Below are 17,181 nucleotides of genomic sequence, written 5' to 3' on the forward strand. Positions count from 1 at the left end.
CCGTTGTCGCGGCAGGTCAGGCTTCTCCTGAGCGTTTCCGTGACCGGGTGTAGGCGTCGAGGGATACGGCGGCGAGTACGATCACGCCGAGGGCGACCTCTTGTGTTGCTTGTGGAAATGCGAGGATGTCGAAGACGTTGTTGATGGTTCCGAAGATCAGGATGCCGACGAGGGTTCGCCACATGGCGCCTTCTCCTCCGAGCAGTGAAGTTCCGCCGATGATAACGATCGCGATCGAGTTGAGTGTGACTCCGACGGCTACGCCTGGCTGTCCGACGCCGATGACCGATCCTAGGACGATGCCGGCGAGTGCGGCGAGCATGGCTGTCAGCACGTAGGTACTTGCCCGGAGTGAGGTTACGGGCAGTCCGGCCAGCCGTGCGGCTTCGTTGTTGCCGCCGATCGCGTAGATTCCCCGGCCGTACACGGTTTTGGACAGTGCGAACCATCCTGCTGCGACGAGGACGGCTAGCAGCCAGACGGAGAGCGGTGCTCCGAGGAAGTCCTCGTCGGAAAGGAAGTCGTAGCCGCCCGTTGCCATGGAAACCGGTTTGGAGTTTGTGTACAGCAAGGTCAGGCCGCTGAACAAAGAGGCGGTGGCGAGAGTTGCGATGAACGCGTTCACTTTCGCTTTGGTGATGAGGAGGGCGTTGATCAGGCCGAGGAGGAATCCGATCGCCAGCGTGATGAGTATCGCCGGCCCCGCAGGCATCATGTGGGACAGCGTTGCGTAGGACACCCCGCCGATAGCCAGGACGGCGGCCACCGAAAGGTCAAAGCCTCCTGCGATGATGATGAACGTCATCCCTACCGCGATAATGCCGACGGGCGCGTTCTGGGTCAGGATGTTGACCAGGTTTCCCGGGTTGAGGAAGCGGGGATTGAGGATGATCGCTGTGATGACGAGGATGATGAGCACCCAGACCATCCCGAGGCTTGCTGCTCTCTCTCGCAGGTTGAGGCTTTTGCCTGCTGTCACAGCAGGAATAACGGTTCCTTCCGGGGTGGTGTCCCGGTCGATGGTGGCGCTCATGCGTGCTCCTTCAATCCAAATGCTGCTTGCAGTACGTCTTCCATGGCGATCTGTTGATCGCCGGTCCGCTCAAGGAGCCCCATGCTGCGGCCCTTGGCAATTACGAGCACCCGGTCGGACACCGCCAACACTTCTTCAAGCTCGGACGAGACCATGATCACGGCAACGCCATCGGCCGCCATCACGCGTAAAGTCTCGAGGAGTTCGCCCTTGGCGCCGACGTCGATACCGCGTGTTGGCTCGTCGGCGAGCAGCACCCGGGGTCGGTCGTACAGCCACCGTGCCATCAGCAACTTCTGCTGATTGCCGCCGGAGAACCTGTCGCTGCGTTCACCTAATCGGGCTACGGGGAAGTTCAGCCTTGAGGCTGCCTCGGCGACCATGGCACGGAGCTTCTTGCGGACGATCACGCCCCCGGTTGAGGCGGAGCCAAGATTGGAGAGGGCAATGTTGTCCGCGGCGCTGCGGAGCAGGACTAGCCCTTCTCCCTTGCGGTCCTCGGGGATCAACCCGATTCCGAGTTTGCGTGCGGCGCGCACAGTCCGCGGCCAGGCAGGCTCTGCGCCCGCCAGGCGGATGGTTCCCCGAGCAGTGGGTTCCGCACCGGCGATCGCCCTAAGCAACGTCGAACGGCCAGAACCCACCAAACCGGCGATGCCAAGTATTTCCCCGGGCCTCACGTCCAGGTCGATATTTTCAATGGCTCCCGGAACGGTGAGCCCAACCACCTCGAGAATCGGGGCAACGCCGGGCTCGATGGGTCCGGCGTGTATTTCCACCGGCTTGTCCAGCAGCACCCGGCTAAGCGTCTGGTCACCTCGCTGGTCACCGAGCATTGCGCGCACGAGTTCGGCCCGGGTTTTCTCCCCGCGCTTGCTCGTGGTGATGGCCCGGCCGTTCCTGAAGACCGTTATCCAGTCGGCGAGCCGTTCGATCTCGTCGAAGTTGTGGCTCACGATCACGATGGTGACGCCGCGCTTGCGTAACCCTTCGATCGCCTTGTAGAGCGCCTCCCGTTCCTCGACGGCGAGCGAGGCGCTCGGCTCATCGAAGAGGATGACGCGAGGTTCGACCACGAGGGACCGCATGATCTCGAGCAGCTGCTGCTCTGCGACCGAGAGGGTGCCTACGGGAACGCCGGCAGGTATGACCCGGACGTCCAGCTCAGTACACAGTTGTTCGTAGCGGCGACGCATTTCGCGGCTGGAGAGAACTCCGAACCGGGACAGGACGGACCCAAGAAATACATTCGCTGCTGCATCCAGATGCGGGATGATCGTCAGTTCCTGATAGATGGCTGAGACGCCGCTGCGGCGTGCGGCGCGAAGGTTTCCCGGTTCAAGCGGTTCACCGAAGACTTCGACGACACCTCCGTCAAAGTCGACGCGACCGGCGATCGCACCCAGGGCCGTGGACTTTCCCGCTCCGTTCTCGCCGATCAGTGCATGTACTGTTCCTTCATGGATCTCAACGTCCACGTCGATCAATGCGCGGGTGGCACCGTAGGTCTTTGATACCGCTTTAAGCGCGACGGCGATAGCCGGGTCCGATTGTGAAGGCTCCATTGCCGGGTCTACTTTCTGTACTGGGCCGGGGCGGCGTTCGAGGGAACGTCGCCCCGGCCCAAGGCGGGGCGACCTGCGGTGTTAGCGCAGCTCGGCGGGCAGTTCTGAGATCGTTTCCTTCGTCACCACAAAAGGATTCTTTGCAGTGCCAATGACCGAGTCATCCACAAAACGGGAGCCCGCATCCCCGCGCTGCGCGGCCGCGATGGAGCTGAGGTTTGCCTTCATCTGGTTATAAGGAAAGAGCATCGTGGAGAGCTGGACGTTGCCGGCTTCTAATTGTTCGATCTGGAACTTGCCGAAACCGACGTCCGCAACATGGATCTTTTCGGAAAGACCGGCGTCTTTTGCGGCCTGGATGACGCCTTGGGTTAGGTCGGGCGCGGACGCAGACAGGATGAGGGTAGTGTCAGGATGGCCCTGCAGGTATGTCTGGGTCTTGTTGTACGCGTCAGTCGTGGTCCAGTCGGTGTAGATCGTGTCAATTGAATAGTCGGTGTTGTCCTGCGCAAGCTTTGCCATTGCGGCTTCTGTAACGCGCGTCTGAGTGTTGACCGCCGGGCCAAGAACGGCCACCACCTTCTGCTTACCCGGGTTAGCCTTTGCTGCGGCCGCCAACCAGCCGTCGACGTAGTCGCGGGTGGTGTTGCTGCCCACGAAGTTCAAGGTGCCCGGGACCCAGACCTCGTCAACTGACTTACCGCTCTGATCTGTGCCGTCGTCGCAGAGGGGCGATCCTGAAATCGACGTGAGGATATTAGCCTTTGCGAAATCCTCGGTGAGGAGCTTGCAGGACATCACGCCGTCGAGGGCCATAACTACCGCGGCGTCGAAGTTTCCGGACGTCATCGCTGTCTGCATTTGGTTGAGCTGCTTGTTCGGGTCATATCCTGCGTCAAATAAGGTCATGTCCATACCAAGTTCATTCGCAGTTTCCTTCGCCGCCCGCTCCTGCTCCAACCCGAACTCATTGGCGACTCCCGGGATAAAAACAGCGACCTTGAGGCCCTGGCCGGTCTTCAGGTTCACTTTCGTGTCGTTGCCGACATCGATTGCGACCGAGCCGGCTGGACCCTGATTGCCCGGGTCGCCGCTGCTGTTTCCCGCGCAACCGGCCAAGGCGAGCAGTACCGCTGTGGATCCCGCGGCCAGCATGGCCCGCGACTTTGGTGTACGCATAATTCTCCTGATTGCTTGTTCCGGCGCCGTAGGCGGCCGGGATATATGTGATGCCGCGGGCTTCTTTGCGTCGCGATCGTGGCGTGGTCCGCCGACTCTGCTTAAGGGAGTGGCAGCTACCCGGGGCTAGCGCAGTTCGGGGGGAAGTTCGGAGATTGTGTCCTTCGTGATGGTGAAAGGACTCTTCGCCGTGCCAATGACCGAGTCATCCACAAAACGAGGGCCGGCATCCCCGCGTTGAGCCGCCGCGATGGTCTCGAGAGATACCTTTATCCCGTTGTATGGGAAGAACAGGGTTGAGAACTGGATGTTCCCCGCCTCGATCTGTTCGATCGAAAACCCGCCGAAACCCTGGTCTACGATGTGGATCTTGCCGAGAAGGCCCGCGTCGTCTACGGCTTCGACGATGCCCCGAGAGATGTCCGGCGTGTACATGGACAGGATGAGGGTGGTGTCCGGATGGCCCTGGAGGTAAGTCTGGGTCTCGTTGAACGTGCCTGTCGTGCTGTAGTCGGTGTAGAGCTTGTCGACCGTATAGTCAGGGTTGTCCTTCGCGAATTTCGCGAGGGCAACTTCAATGACTCGCGTTTGGGCGGCGACAGCGGGACCAAGGACAGCAACAACCTTCTGCTTGCCGGGGTTCGCCTCGGCCGCGGCGGCAAACCAGCCATCGATGTAGGCGCGGGTGTTGTTGCTGCCGACGAAGTTCATGGTGCCGGGCGCCCATACCTCTTCAACCGATGCTCCGGTCTGATTAATGCCGTACTCGCACAGCGGCGTGACGTTGTTCACCACCAGGATGTTGGCCTTGGGGTAATCCTCGGTGATGGTCTTGCACACCACCGTGCCGTCGAGCGCCTGCACCACGGCGGCGTCGTAATCCCCGGATGCCAGCGCCGTCTGCATCTGGTTTAGCTGTTGACTCGGGTCGTAACTCCCGTCGAACAAGGTCATCTCCATGCCGAGCTCCTTGGCCGTCTCCTTCGCGGCGAGCTCCTGCGCCTGCCCGTACGCATTTGCTACGCCCGGGATGAATACGGCGACCTTGAGGTTGGGGCTGGCCTTCAGATTGACCGTCATGTCGTTGCCGACATCGATCGCAACAGTGGCAGCGGGGCCTTGGCTGCTTGCGCTCTCAGCGCAACCAGCCAGAGCCAGCAGCACCGCCGTGGATCCAGCAGCCAACATAATTCGCGACTTCGTTGTTCGCATCTTTGCTCCTCGCGTTTCTTTCGCATGCTGTGAAGCGTGCGTCCCCTGGCCTCCCGTTTATCCGGCTGGCGCCGTTGACGACCGGAATACGGGGTGGCCCGCCAGCTTCTTTGCTCGGCGATCTTGGTGGGTGCTATGCCGACGGTACTTGTGTCATAGCTCACCCGTCAAGAGAAAACTTGCGCTATTTGTGAATCACTATCGTAATGCGCGATATGGAACGATTCACCTAGTCATCGTCAATAATCGCCGGTCATGCGTGCTCGTGGGCTTGCTCCTTGCTGGTGGACCCCAGGCAGGCTAACCGGGTAGAACGTCACCTTCCGCCGTTGGCGGTCTCCCAGTTGTAGGTCATCCAGACCTCGAATCCCTCGACTTTGCTGATCAATTGACGCTGGTTCACACCATCCGCCCCCAGCCAAAGGATCCTGTCGTCGGCCGTGACGGCGTCAACCATCCCTGTCCGGACAAACCGGCCATACTGTCTTATTTGTACGGATTCTCCAATAAGGGGAAGCCACTCATCTTGCTTGTGGAATGTCATAGTTGTGTCCGTTGAATAGTGGTTTTCGGCTTGTGGGGCCGGTGAGCAACCCGCTGTTTTGAGTCCGCGACTTGCTCACCGGCCTTCGGCGAGAATGGCTCGCCGCCCGGAGGAGGCCTCCAGGATCAGCTTTAGGTCCTCTTAGTGGCTGGCAACATGGACCTTCGTGGGATCTGTCTCCGTGTCGACTGCATGCAGATCGGTGATGCGCTTCGGTGCCAGCACCGCCCAGACGATCACGAAGACAGCGATAATCACGGCCGATGCGATGTAGATACCGGCAAAGGTTGCCTCCGGAATGAATCCGTCGGCGCCGGGGACCAGCACATTCAAGATGATTGCGACGGCGATCATCGCTCCGACGAACTGGATGATGTTTTGCATGCCAACGGTCACTGCCATGTTGTCCTGGCGGCCAGCGGCTGCAACGAGGGTGTATCCCGTAGTCAGGCAGCTGAGGATCGTGAGCGCGTACAGGAACACCCACAACCAGGACAGCCAGACGTGGCCGTGGGCCAGGGCGAGTCCGAGGAAGACGAGGACCGCAGCAGATCCGGAAACAACCAGGACGGTCTTCGGTCCCAGGCGCCGAAGGCCCCATCGGGTCCACAGGTATCCCAATGCCGCCCCGGGAATCATCGCGAGGAGTACGTATGAGGAGTCCAGGGCAGAGAGGCCATGGCCGTACCCGGACGAAGCCGGGGTCTGCAGCCATGCCGGCAGCACGATGAAGATGCCCTGGCCAACCAGGCTGATCAGGAGGATTCCGGAGTAGCCAATGAGAGTCTGCCGGATATCCATGTTGCGGAATGACACCAGGGGTTCCTGGGTGCGTCGCTGCTGAATGATCCAAGCAGCCAGTGTCACGGCACTGACGAGGAATGCTCCGAGCACCAGCGGTGAGGTCCAGCCCTGGCCGGGCCCTTCAGCAATGCCAACGAGGAGCGCCGTGACCCACACGCCGAGCCCCAGCGCGCCAAACCAGTCCAACTGGACCACAGCACGGGCGGCGGCAGGTGTCTCAGGTGACTTCAGAGCCAGGATCAGCATCACGCCGTACAAAGCAAAGGTCACCCAGAAGACGGTCTCCCACGGCAAACCCAGTCCAACGATGAGTCCGCCGGCAATAAGTGCGAGCGGCACAAGGACTGCCATCACTGTCGAGAGCACCAGCGAGACCAGCCGGATTTGTCGGGCGGTAGCACGTGGACGCAGAAGTCCCCAGCTCAGTGGAATCGTGACCGCGAGGCCCATGAGGAACCGGCCCGCGACCAGAGGCCAGAAACCGTCGGCGGTTGCACCGAGGGCGCATCCCACCAGTGCCAAGACGATCAGTGCGATGAGAACCTTGCGATGCCCGAAAATATCACCCATCCGGGCGGTCAGGCTGACGGAAATCACGCTGCCCATCATCAGCGCGTTAAGGACCCACCCGATTTCCGAGCCCGTCAGGCCTGATTCAGTCGCGATCACCCCGATGAGCGGGGCGAGGATTCCGTACTGGATGTCAAGCGTTATGCCGCTCAGCAGGAGTAGGGCAATGATCGGTGTGCTTCGGCCGGTGCGGGGCTCGACCGCTATTGTTTGTGTCATCTTTGACCACCTTTTGTTTATATCCAGCAGCTGCTGGGATCGTTCCTGACGCGAAGAGCAGCGCATATGACTGGATCATTGGTTCGATCTGCCGACCACGTCGACGCCATGCGTTGTGCTCTGCGGAAGAATCCGGCTTCTTTGCCGGGCCAGTGCAGGCTTCAACGTTAAGTTGGAGGGACCCCGGCCCGGCATGGCAATGAACGCCGTCCGCATGGGAAAGTACGCCAAGGTACGTTTGCGTTTATCAGGACAATGCGGGCAGGCTTAGGCCCCGGATGTGACGTTGGTTTTGTAGTGGGAAGCTTCCCGGTAGGCCGTGGGCGGCATGCCCTTCCACCGTTTAAAGGCGATGGTGAAGCTCGCAGGCTCTGTATAGCCAAGCCTGCGGGATATGCGCGCTACCGAAAGATCCGTATTCGAGAGCAAATCGGCGGCAAGGTCGCTCAGGGTCTTGTCCCGGAGCTGGGCGAAGTCGTCCCCGGTGAGTTCAAGCTTGCGCTGCAGGGTGCGAGGAGAAACTCGAAGTGTTGCGGCCACGTTTGCCAGTTTGCGGTTAAGCTCAGGGGCCGCCTTTATGGTCTTTGCGACAGTGTCGGCCCAGTCTCCGGTCGCCCTGAGAGTGTCGACGATCTGGGTATCCGCCTTGATCCACGCCGCGTGCTGAAAGGCGTTACCGAAAGGAAGCTCCTGTGCTGACGTTGCTGGGTCCCACCATAGCCGCAGCGTTTCGGCGCCACAGTCGATCACGCAGGGAACGTTAGCCGCAAGTTCGGGGGAGGCTTCCGCGAGAGGGAATTCAATCTGGGTGAAAGGGAAAGGGCTGCCATAGAGCCAGGTGAAATTCCGGGCAATGAAACAAAGGTCGCGGTAAACGCTGAACGGGATCAGCTCTTCCGGGGCATCGGGGTAGGTGAACTCCATCCCGGTTACTGCGCCATCCGGTGTCCTCAGTGACGCCAGTTCGAACAGCGCAGGGCCATAGTCAGTGGTACTCGCAACGTCTACCCACGCCTCGATGGTCGGCGCAGTAGCAAGGGCCAATCCTCTCACCCCGAAGGCGCCCAGTGAGTAAGCGCGCGCTGCGCGCACCCAGAGATCCACACGATCTTCTGTTAGACCAACGAACTGAAGCTGGAAGGCCAATTCCTTCCTCGCAGGAATTGTCCCTCCCGGACGGTTCACCGCATCGGGGTCAATTTCCGCATGCGCGAGCGCGCTCTGCCAATCCAGGTCCGCATCCTCAAGCAGTCCACGCAGTATGTGCACGCTAAAATTTGGTACCCGAAGGTTCTGGTATGTTCCCCCTTTCACCGTCGCCACCTTCTGCCCCAGGCATACCGGGGCGACTTAGCAAGTCCAGGACGGGATGGGGGAAGCATCTCTCTCCTCTTCTTTGTGGAGGGACGGGCTCCTGCTCGAAAGCGCATCGGCAAATCCGAGTATCAGAAGGCTCGTGAAGTCACGTCAGTAGCTTTGCACCTTCGGGGGCTTACAACACGCCAAAGAGCGCGTTTGGCGCGGTTTCCCATCTACTTGGCGTCGCTGGTCCTGCCGGTCCAACGCTGCGGGCTCCTAACGTTGAAGCTAAGCAAGGCCTCGCAAGGGAGCCGAAACAAAGCAACGAAGGAGAGGAAACGAGATGACGCGCGAAGAAGCCTTCACACTCTGCCCTTCAGACTCCTATGTGGAGCTCTACGGAAACCAGTGGCTCATCGTTCCGTTTGCACCGGTCGCACAGCCTCAGTTCTTTGTCTGTACACCAGGCCAACGCAATGCCCAAGCACGGTAATTAGCCCTGCGTTCCTGCCCGGAGCCGCAAGGCCTATGGGGATCTTTCATCTTGTGGTTGAGTGAAGCATGGCTGCCCAGATTGAGGATTATGCGCTGCTTTCGGATCTCCACACCGGACCCCTTGTTTCCCGGCAGGGCAGTGTGGACTGGCTCTGCTTCCCGCGTTTCGACTCGCCCTCTGTCTTTGCCTCCCTGCTCGGGCACGAAGACCATGGCCGGTGGCTGCTAGCCCCGAGTCCGCCGGAGGCCGCTGTCGTGGACCGTCACTATGTGGACTCGACCTTCGTACTCCAAACAACGTGGCAGACCAATTCCGGAAAGGTCTTGGTGACGGACTTCATGCCTGTGGGTGACGCCCAGCCATCACTCGTCCGGCGGGTAACCGGACTCAGCGGGACAGTTCAAATGCGTCAAGAGATAAGGATTCGGCCCCAGTACGCCACCGTACTGCCTTGGGTGAGCAGGATCCGCGACAGCGCGGACCCCGGCGCCGAAATACTTCTCGCCATGTCCGGTCCGGACGCTCTGTCTTTGCGGGGCACCCCCCTTCCGCAAGCAGAAGACCACCGGCATGCGGGGGAGTTCACGGTCCAGCAGGGACTGAACGTGGACTTCCACCTAACATGGTTCCCTTCCTACCGCGACGTGCCGCCGGCCATCAATATTGACGCAGCCCTGGACGACGCCATCCACTACTGGACCACGTGGGCGGGCAATTGCCGCTACGACGGGCCCTATCAGAGTGTGGTCAAGCGTTCACTTCTGGTTTTACGGGCTCTAACCCACTACGAGACGGGCGGCATTGTCGCCGCTCCTACCACTTCCTTGCCTGAGGAGTTTGGCGGACCACGCAACTGGGACTATCGCTACTGTTGGCTGCGCGATGCATCCTTGACGCTCGAAGCCATGTTAACGCACGGCTACGAATCCGAAGCCCTGAAGTGGCGCAACTGGCTCCTGCGGGCGCTCGCGGGCGATCCAGAGGAACTGCAAATAATGTACGGCGTAGGGGGCGAACGCGACCTGACGGAAAAGGAACTCCCCCACCTGCCTGGCTATCAGGACGCCAGACCCGTTCGAATCGGCAACGCAGCCGTCTTCCAGCATCAGGCCGATGTTGTGGGGGAGGTGATGGTGGTACTGGAGAGGCTTCGCCTTGCCGGAGGTAAGGAGGACCATTTCTCCTGGGCCCTGCAGCGCGCCCTCCTTGGATCAGTGGACAAACACTTCGAAGACAAAGACCTGGGTCTGTGGGAAATGCGGGGCGCTCCGCAGTACTTCACGCACTCCCGCGTCATGATGTGGGCAGCCTATGACAGCGGAGTACGGGCTGTCCGGGACCATGGACTGCCTGGACCGCTGGGGCACTGGGAGCGGCATCGGGATCGACTGGCGGCAGAAATAGCGGACCTCGGATTCAACCGCAACCTTAATTCCTTTACCCAGACATACGGGGGCGAGGAGACGGACGCGGCCCTGCTGGTCTTGCCGCAGGTCGGATTCCTCGGCTACGACGATGAGCGGATGCTGGGAACAGTCGCCCAGTTGGAGAAGGACCTACTTACCGCAGGGGGCCTGATGATGCGCTACCGCACCGAGACCGGCGTCGACGGATTGGCGCCGGGGGAACATCCATTCCTTGCCTGCTCCTTCTGGCTGGTGGAACAGTACGCACGCTCGGGCCGACTGGCAGACGCCAAGCACCTGATGGGCGACCTGGTGGGACTTTCCAATGACCTCGGCCTGCTCAGCGAAGAATACGCCATGAACGAAAAACGGATGGCGGGAAACTTTCCACAAGCCTTCTCCCACCTAGCCCTGATACGGGCCGCAGACGCCATGCGCAGCGCGGGCGTCTAAGCCTTGGACCTTCCGCTGTTCTTGTATCGGGACGCTTCCCTGTAGGCCGTCGGCGGCATCCCATTCCACCGTTTGAAGGCGATGGTGAAGCTCGTTGGGTCCGTGTAACCCAGAGTGCGTGATATCCGTGCGACAGAGTGATCCGTTTTCGAGAGCAGATCGCCGGCGAGGTCACGCAGGGCTTTGTCCCGGAGCTGGGCGAAGTCGTCTCCGGTGAGTTCGAGCTTGCGTTGCAGGGTACGGGGCGAGACCCGCAGTGTTGCGGCCACATTTGCCAGTTTGCGGTTGAGCTCTGGCGCGGCTTTTATGGTCTTCATGACAGTGTCGGGCCAGTCGCCGGTTGCCCTTAGATTGTCAAGAATCTGGTGATCCGCTTTGAGCCATGCTTCGTGTTGAAAGGCGTTACCGAAGGGGAGCTCCTGTACCGACGTTTCCGGAGCCCACCAGAGCCGCAGTGCATCCGATCCGCAGTCGATGACGCACGGGACGAAGGGAAAAATCTCAGGGGAGGCTTCTGCCAGAGGGAAATCGATCCGGGTGAAGGGGAAAGGGCCGCCGTACATCCATGTGAAAGTTCGGGCAACAACGCAGAAATCGCGGTAGACGCTGAACGGGATGAGCTCTGCAGGGGTATCGGGATAGGTGTACTCCATACCGGTCACAGTGCCATCCAACGTCCGGAGAGGCGTGATTTCCATCAGGCCGGGGGCATAGTCTGTTGAGCTGCCGGCTTCTACCCAGGCCCCAATGGTCGGCGCGGTAGCGAGGGCCAATCCGCGTATGCCGAAGGATCCTAATGTGTAAGCCTGTGCGGCCTTCACCCAGAGGTCGACACGATCTTTTGTGAGAGCCACGAACTGCAGTTGGAAGGCCAACTCCTTCTTCGCAGGAATAGTGCCTCCCGGGCGGTCGATCGCGTCGGGGTCGATTTCCGCGTTTGTGAGCGCAATTTGCCAATCAAGGTCCGCGTCCTTCAACACCGCGCATAGTCCGTGAACGCTGAAGTTGGGTAGTCGCAGATTTTGATAAGAGCTTAGTTTCACTTCTGCCTCCTTTCACCGTTGAGGAAGAGGCGCTCCAGCATTTCAGGGCCTCAGTGCGACGAGTATCAGCGGCCCAGCATGTGAAGCACGTCACCAGCTTTGCATCCCACGCCATGTATTCACAAGTTGCCCGAGCATGACGCAGTTTCCCATCTGTTTGGCATGCCTTGCCATGCCGCTTACCTCACCTGCGCACCTAACGTTGAAGCCCTGAGCAAGGGCCGGCAGTGAAGCCGGCGCACTGATATCAAAGGAGATCCGGTGAGCTTATCCATCACCCAAAGCCTTGAACCGGCAATAACTGCCGACGAATTCAAGGCGGCATTCCGCAACCATCCCGGCGGTGTCGCTGTCATCACGGCTGATGCGGGGAACGGGCCGGTCGGCCTGACTGCAACGTCTGTTATTTCGGCCAGTGCCGAACCTGCGATTCTCGCATTCTCAGTGTCGGAATTTTCGTCCAGCACTCCGACTATCCTCGGCGCAGACACCGTCATCGTCCATTTACTGGGCGCTGACCAAGTGGACATCGCCAAACTCTGCGCCACCAGCGGGATTGACCGCTTTGCTGACACCTCTCTCTGGTCGCGACTGGAGACCGGCGAGCCCTACTTTGTGGGGGCCCAGGCCTGGATCCGGGGCAGGATCATCAACTCGATGGCCGCCGGCGGGTCGTCCATCGTGGCCGTCGAGGCGCTCCAGGCGTCACCGGCGCTGTCAGCAGACGCGGCGCCTGCAGCCCCGCTGGTCTACCACAACCGGCGCTGGCACGCCCTTGGGGATGCATCCCAGATCTGAACCGTGACCCTGCCGGTCATAACAAATCCAACCCGTTCCACATCCAATTTCATCTTCCCGAAAGGACGGCGATTATGAGCATCGCATCCAACGAAACTTCCACCGGCTCTTCCGTTGATCGCGACTTCGTTGCGGACTATACAGTCGAGCGTGATAACGGCCCAATGGTCGGAGGCGACAACGCTTTCAAGGTGGCGATCTTCGGCGCGAACGTGTCCACGGGGCAGGGCGGCCTGAACTTCGCCGACAACAGCATCAAGCTTGGCAACTGGGGCGAAGTGCAGCATCTCGCGCAGAAAGCGGACCGGTACGGCGTGGACGGATTCATTCCTATCGCGCGCTGGCAGGGGCTCGCCGGTCCCGACCGGCCTTGGGGCCGTCAGTTCGAGACTTTCACCTGGGCCGCGGGACTGGCCGCGGTGACCCAGAACATCCAGATCATCGCCACCTGCAACGTGCAGTTCATCAACCCCGTGATGGGCGCGAAGATGGTGACCACCATTGACCACATCAGCGGCGGCCGCATGGGGCTCAATGTTACCGCGGGCTACTTCAAGCCTGAATACGACATCTTCGGCGTGGAGCTCCCCGAGCACGACGTGCGCTACGAGCTCGCCGACGAATGGATTGAGATCGCCGAGCGTCTGTGGGCCAATGAGGAGCAGGAGTTCGACTTCGACGGCAAGTTCTTCAATCTGAAGGGTGCGCAGGCGCACCCAAAGCCCGTGCAGTCCCCCCGCCCGATGGTGATGAGCGCCGGTTCGAGCCCCGCAGGTCAGGAGTTTGCGTTCAAGCACGCAAACGTCTTGTTCGCATCGGTGGCAAGCGTCGAGCACAGCGGCGAGCTCACGCCGAAAATCCGTCAGAAAGCCGACGCGGCCGGTCGCGAGGACCTCGGCCTGTGGGCGGGCGCGCACATCATCGTCAAGGACACCGAGAAGGAAGCACGCGCCTACGCCGACTATGTGACAGAGAGCACCGACTGGGAGAGCGCGCTTCGCTACCGCGAGATCATCCGCAGCGGCACCCAGAGCTTCAACTGGGATGAGTACAAGCAGTCCGAGGACTACAAGCGTGACGAGTCCGTGAGGGCCTTTGGCCGCGCGGCGCTCATGCCGATCACGGGCACTCCCGAGATGGTGGTCGAGGAGTTGCAGAAGTTGCAGGCCTCGGGCATCACGGGCATCTGCACCGGCCTCGTCGACTATGACGAGGGCCTTGACCGGCTGAACGAGCAGGTCTTCCCGCTGATGCGCGAGGCGGGCCTGCGCGCCTGACGACCAAAGCGTCCATCCAGAAGGAGTGAACACAGATGACTTTTCCTGATCCCAAGAAATTCCAGCTCGTCGTCGCGGGACCGAACGAGTCCGGTGAAGCCGACTTCCTCGAGGTCGGCCCGGCCGCCGAATTCGACTTCCCCGGCGTGGCAGCAGGTGCCTTTTACTGGGCCGTGGACGGAGGCCACAGCAAAACGAACTTTGGGGCCCCGCCAAGCAGGGTCGCCCTTGCGGGACCCAATGGATCCACCTTCGGTATCAGCAGCTTCCCCGCGCACTCTTCGGGGGAAGTGGACGCGGCGACCCTGGACGAAAGCATGAGCGCCACTGACGATGACGGCGACGCCGGCATGCATGCGAGCGACACCATCGACTACGAGGTGGTTATCTCGGGCAAGGTGGACCTCGTACTCCCCGGCGGGAAGAAGCGCACTCTCGTTCCGGGAGACCTGCTGGTCATGGCCGGTGTGCCCCATGCCTGGAAGAACCCGTATGACGAGGATTGCGTCTACGTCGTGGTCACGGTCGGTTTCAACACCCCTGAGGCCGCATCATGAGCCTGACCTCACCCGGCAAGGCGCTGCGTGCAGTCTTTGACAGCCCCGAGACGGCCCTGGTGCCCTTCGGCGCCTTGCCCCTCCACGCACAGATGGCGCAGCACGCGGGTTTCGACGCATTCCAGCTTTCCGGTGGCATGTCCGCCTGGTGGCAGGGTGTCTCCGACACGGGATGGCTCACCCTGACCGAGGTGGTTGAGCATGCGAAACGCACTGCCCGCGCCGCTGACATTCCCATCTATTGCGACGCCGATACCGGCTTCGGTGCGCCGATCAACGTGCAGCGCACGGTGTCCGAGTTCATTGATGCGGGCGTGGCCGGGATCCACATCGAGGATCAGCGGGAGCCCAAGAAATCTGGCGGTGTCGCCGGGATCGAATTGGTGTCGGACGCCGAGGCTATCGGACGACTCAACGCCGCCGTCGATGCCCGGGACAAGTTGGACAGGGACTTCGTCATCGTTGCCCGTACCGACGGCTACGGTGCCGCCGGCGGCGGCGTGGACGAGGCGATCCGCCGCGCCCAGCTCTACAAAGCCGAGACCGGCGCGGACGTCATCTTCTACGAGGGATTCCATACCTGGGAGCAGGCCGAACTCGCGCTGAAGGAGACACCTGGGCCAGCCTACGCCGTCGGTGTTCCGCTGATTGGACGCAAGACCGTCGCCGAGATGACAAAGATCGGACAGGCTATCCAGCCCGTGGCCTTCGTGCTTCCCGGAGTCAAAGAGGTTTGGCGCTTGCTGATGCAGGTCAAGGAATCAGGCGAGGCCACACCCATCGGCGAGTACATCGACCACTTGAACGATGGCCCCGACAGCATCGGCTGGGGCGCCATGTTCGGCCGTCCCTTGACCGACTACGTGCGTGAAACCGAGGACAGGTTCCTTCCGCAGGAATCGCGCCGCAACTATGACAACAACGTCCACGTTGGAGATAGCTACTAATGAATGAGGAGAAACTGATGATGAAAGACAAAGCCGGACTCGTCACCGGCGCGGGCTCGGGCATTGGCCGGGCAAGCGCCCTTGCGTTCGCAAAGAACGGCGCCCGCGTAGTGGTGTCCGATATTGATGAGGCCGCCGGTCGGGAAACGGTCGAGATCATCGCAGCATCTGGTGGGAAGGCTGTCTTCTTCCAGTGTGATGTCAGCGACGAGGAGCAGGTCAAGGGCCTTGTCGATGCGACGGTGTCGAACTTCGGGCAGCTGGACTTCGCTTTCAACAATGCCGGGATGAACGGGGTCTTCGCACCTATTGGGGAGACCGACAGCGCGACCTGGGACCGGGTCATGAAGGTGAACCTGTACAGCACCTTCTACTGCCTTAAGCACGAAGTCAACGCGATGCTGAAGACCGGTGGCGGTGCGATCGTCAACACTGCTTCTGCTGCGGGCCTCGTAGGAATCGCCAACAACGCCCCGTACACCGCCTCGAAGTTCGGCGTTGTCGGGATCACGAGGAACGCGGCCATGGACTACGGCCCCCTGGGCATTCGTATCAACGCCCTCACACCCGGATCGACGACGAGTCCCATGATGAAGAACGCTTTCGAGCAGAACCCGCCCGAATTCCGGGAAAGGATTCTGTCGGCGATCCCGATGCGCGACCTGGCCGAACCCGAGGATCAGGCAGATGCCGTTGTGTGGCTCTGCTCTGACCAGGCCCGCATGGTTACCGGAATCTCCCTGGCGGTCGACGGCGGCTGGCTGGCCGGCAAGTAAGTGGCACTGCCATCCGGTTCAAAAGAAATGGAGCAACTGAAAATGACTAATCTTGATTTCAACGGCCGGGTGGCAATCGTCACGGGCGCAGGACAGGGAATGGGCCGCGAGCACGCAAAGATGCTCGCCTCCCGCGGGGCGCGGGTCGTCGTCAATGACGTCAACGCGGCGAACGCAGCCGAAGCTGTGGCCGAAATAGCCAACGCAGGCGGCACCGCAGTGGTGGACAGTCATAACGTCGTCACCGAGGCGCCGGAGATCGTCCAGACCGCACTCGACTCCTTTGGGCAGCTCGACATTGTCGTGAACAACGCCGGGATTAATGCGTTCGGCCGCTTCTGGGAGATGGAAGCCGACACGTGGTGGCGCATCTTCGACGTGGCCGTCAAGGGCGTCGTCGGAGTCTCACGTGCTGCCATGCCGCATCTCATCGCCTCAGGCACTGGGCGGCTTATCAACATCTCGTCAAACGGGGTCATGGGCGTGCCCACGGACTCGGCCTACAACGCCGCCAAGGCCGCCATCTGGGGTCTCGGCATCACCCTCGCGGCCGAGGCCCGCGAGGTGGGAGTTCAAGTCACCACGCTGATGCCGGTTGCCTTGACGCCGATGACGGAGGACGCCTTCCCTAATCCCGTCATTAAGGACGCGATGCGCACGACCGTTCCGGCAAGCTCGGTGTCTGCCTTCGTAACGTGGTTGGCACACCAGGACACGGCAGTTTTCGGCGAAACGTTTGAGATCGCCGGAGTTGCTGCCGGTCGCGTCGCGATTGCCGGCATGCCGCGAATGAAGGTCGAAGCGCCCACGCCGGAGAGCTGGGCCGACAGCGGAGAGCTGCTCATGAAGGACGGCGAGCTGCGGGCATTCCGCAACGCGAGCGAGTCGTTCCGCGACCAGATGGTGTACTTGGCGCCGGAACTGGACGAGGTCCTCCCCGCCAACGCGGCAGACGTCTCGAGGTGACCGCGTCGCTGCATAACCGTCTCTTACCGGCAAGATC

Annotated in this window: 15 protein-coding genes; 7 read left to right on the top strand and 8 right to left on the bottom strand. The window is 61.1% G+C overall.

Annotated features, from left to right (window positions below; translation table 11 throughout):
- Positions 1-16: 16 nt before the first annotated feature.
- The 7 genes from ABIA70_RS10665 to ABIA70_RS10695 all read right to left on the bottom strand — a co-directional run bounded on the left by ABIA70_RS10665 (position 17) and on the right by ABIA70_RS10695 (position 8,440).
- On the bottom strand, positions 17-1,033 hold the full coding sequence (locus ABIA70_RS10665) for an ABC transporter permease (protein WP_354147556.1): 1,017 nt from the start codon (positions 1,031-1,033) through the stop codon (positions 17-19).
- On the bottom strand, positions 1,030-2,598 hold the full coding sequence (locus tag ABIA70_RS10670; protein ID WP_354147557.1) for a sugar ABC transporter ATP-binding protein: 1,569 nt from the start codon (positions 2,596-2,598) through the stop codon (positions 1,030-1,032). Before ABIA70_RS10670 ends, ABIA70_RS10665 begins: the two co-directional genes overlap by 4 nt.
- 81 nt (positions 2,599-2,679) lie before the next feature.
- Complete coding sequence (locus ABIA70_RS10675) at positions 2,680-3,777, bottom strand: sugar ABC transporter substrate-binding protein (RefSeq protein WP_354147558.1); 1,098 nt, start codon at positions 3,775-3,777, stop codon at positions 2,680-2,682.
- 126 nt (positions 3,778-3,903) lie between these two features.
- The gene (locus ABIA70_RS10680; protein ID WP_354147559.1) at positions 3,904-4,989 is read right to left on the bottom strand and encodes a sugar ABC transporter substrate-binding protein; all 1,086 of its coding nucleotides are present in this window, start codon (positions 4,987-4,989) and stop codon (positions 3,904-3,906) included.
- Between the two features lie 316 nt (positions 4,990-5,305).
- Positions 5,306-5,446, bottom strand: coding sequence for a hypothetical protein (locus ABIA70_RS10685; protein WP_231754780.1), 141 nt, complete (start codon positions 5,444-5,446; stop codon positions 5,306-5,308).
- A gap of 228 nt (positions 5,447-5,674) precedes the next feature.
- Positions 5,675-7,126 (bottom strand): MFS transporter, encoded by a 1,452-nt coding sequence (locus ABIA70_RS10690; RefSeq protein ID WP_158677216.1) that lies wholly within the window; start codon positions 7,124-7,126, stop codon positions 5,675-5,677.
- 267 nt (positions 7,127-7,393) lie between these two features.
- Positions 7,394-8,440 carry an AraC family transcriptional regulator gene (locus ABIA70_RS10695; protein ID WP_157238390.1) on the bottom strand — a complete coding sequence of 349 codons (1,047 nt, stop codon included), beginning with the start codon at positions 8,438-8,440 and terminating at the stop codon, positions 7,394-7,396.
- 546 nt (positions 8,441-8,986) lie between these two features.
- On the opposite strand from ABIA70_RS10695, the gene ABIA70_RS10700 reads away from it, so the two are divergent.
- Positions 8,987-10,780 carry a glycoside hydrolase family 15 protein gene (locus ABIA70_RS10700; protein WP_354147560.1) on the top strand — a complete coding sequence of 598 codons (1,794 nt, stop codon included), beginning with the start codon at positions 8,987-8,989 and terminating at the stop codon, positions 10,778-10,780.
- On the opposite strand, the gene ABIA70_RS10705 is transcribed toward ABIA70_RS10700, so the two are convergent.
- Positions 10,777-11,823, bottom strand: coding sequence for an AraC family transcriptional regulator (locus ABIA70_RS10705; RefSeq protein WP_354147561.1), 1,047 nt, complete (start codon positions 11,821-11,823; stop codon positions 10,777-10,779). The two genes, ABIA70_RS10700 and ABIA70_RS10705, sit on opposite strands and share 4 nt — an antisense overlap.
- A gap of 261 nt (positions 11,824-12,084) precedes the next feature.
- Between ABIA70_RS10705 and ABIA70_RS10710 the strand changes: the two genes are divergently transcribed.
- The 6 genes from ABIA70_RS10710 to ABIA70_RS10735 all read left to right on the top strand — a co-directional run bounded on the left by ABIA70_RS10710 (position 12,085) and on the right by ABIA70_RS10735 (position 17,144).
- Positions 12,085-12,621: a flavin reductase family protein gene (locus tag ABIA70_RS10710; RefSeq protein ID WP_354147562.1), complete on the top strand. Its 537-nt coding sequence runs from the start codon at positions 12,085-12,087 to the stop codon at positions 12,619-12,621.
- A 74-nt stretch (positions 12,622-12,695) separates the two neighbouring features.
- Entirely contained in the window at positions 12,696-13,898 is a 1,203-nt protein-coding gene (locus ABIA70_RS10715) for an LLM class flavin-dependent oxidoreductase (RefSeq protein WP_354147563.1), read from the top strand.
- Between the two features lie 35 nt (positions 13,899-13,933).
- Entirely contained in the window at positions 13,934-14,455 is a 522-nt protein-coding gene (locus ABIA70_RS10720) for a cupin domain-containing protein (RefSeq protein ID WP_354147564.1), read from the top strand.
- On the top strand, positions 14,452-15,402 hold the full coding sequence (locus ABIA70_RS10725) for an isocitrate lyase/PEP mutase family protein (protein WP_354147565.1): 951 nt from the start codon (positions 14,452-14,454) through the stop codon (positions 15,400-15,402). The genes ABIA70_RS10720 and ABIA70_RS10725 overlap by 4 nt, the downstream gene beginning before the upstream one ends.
- Positions 15,403-15,422: 20 nt before the next feature.
- Entirely contained in the window at positions 15,423-16,178 is a 756-nt protein-coding gene (locus tag ABIA70_RS10730; protein WP_354147566.1) for an SDR family NAD(P)-dependent oxidoreductase, read from the top strand.
- A gap of 42 nt (positions 16,179-16,220) precedes the next feature.
- A complete protein-coding gene (locus tag ABIA70_RS10735) occupies positions 16,221-17,144 on the top strand; it encodes an SDR family NAD(P)-dependent oxidoreductase (protein WP_354147567.1) in 924 nt (307 codons plus the stop codon).
- Positions 17,145-17,181: the final 37 nt, after the last annotated feature.

This window comes from Arthrobacter sp. 754 (genome assembly GCF_040548695.1).
GTDB lineage: Bacteria > Actinomycetota > Actinomycetes > Actinomycetales > Micrococcaceae > Arthrobacter.

What these genes read in the sequence shown, in the direction of transcription:
- ABIA70_RS10730 (WP_354147566.1), top strand. Translation starts at nt 15,423, where the DNA reads ATGAAAGACAAAGCCGGACTCGTCACCGGCGCGGGCTCGGGCATTGGC.
- ABIA70_RS10720 (WP_354147564.1), top strand. Translation starts at nt 13,934, where the DNA reads ATGACTTTTCCTGATCCCAAGAAATTCCAGCTCGTCGTCGCGGGACCG.
- ABIA70_RS10685 (WP_231754780.1), bottom strand. Translation starts at nt 5,446, where the DNA reads ATGGTTGACGCCGTCACGGCCGACGACAGGATCCTTTGGCTGGGGGCG.
- ABIA70_RS10690 (WP_158677216.1), bottom strand. Translation starts at nt 7,126, where the DNA reads ATGACACAAACAATAGCGGTCGAGCCCCGCACCGGCCGAAGCACACCG.
- ABIA70_RS10680 (WP_354147559.1), bottom strand. Translation starts at nt 4,989, where the DNA reads ATGCGAACAACGAAGTCGCGAATTATGTTGGCTGCTGGATCCACGGCG.
- ABIA70_RS10665 (WP_354147556.1), bottom strand. Translation starts at nt 1,033, where the DNA reads ATGAGCGCCACCATCGACCGGGACACCACCCCGGAAGGAACCGTTATT.
- ABIA70_RS10675 (WP_354147558.1), bottom strand. Translation starts at nt 3,777, where the DNA reads ATGCGTACACCAAAGTCGCGGGCCATGCTGGCCGCGGGATCCACAGCG.
- ABIA70_RS10670 (WP_354147557.1), bottom strand. Translation starts at nt 2,598, where the DNA reads ATGGAGCCTTCACAATCGGACCCGGCTATCGCCGTCGCGCTTAAAGCG.
- ABIA70_RS10735 (WP_354147567.1), top strand. Translation starts at nt 16,221, where the DNA reads ATGACTAATCTTGATTTCAACGGCCGGGTGGCAATCGTCACGGGCGCA.
- ABIA70_RS10700 (WP_354147560.1), top strand. Translation starts at nt 8,987, where the DNA reads ATGGCTGCCCAGATTGAGGATTATGCGCTGCTTTCGGATCTCCACACC.
- ABIA70_RS10715 (WP_354147563.1), top strand. Translation starts at nt 12,696, where the DNA reads ATGAGCATCGCATCCAACGAAACTTCCACCGGCTCTTCCGTTGATCGC.
- ABIA70_RS10725 (WP_354147565.1), top strand. Translation starts at nt 14,452, where the DNA reads ATGAGCCTGACCTCACCCGGCAAGGCGCTGCGTGCAGTCTTTGACAGC.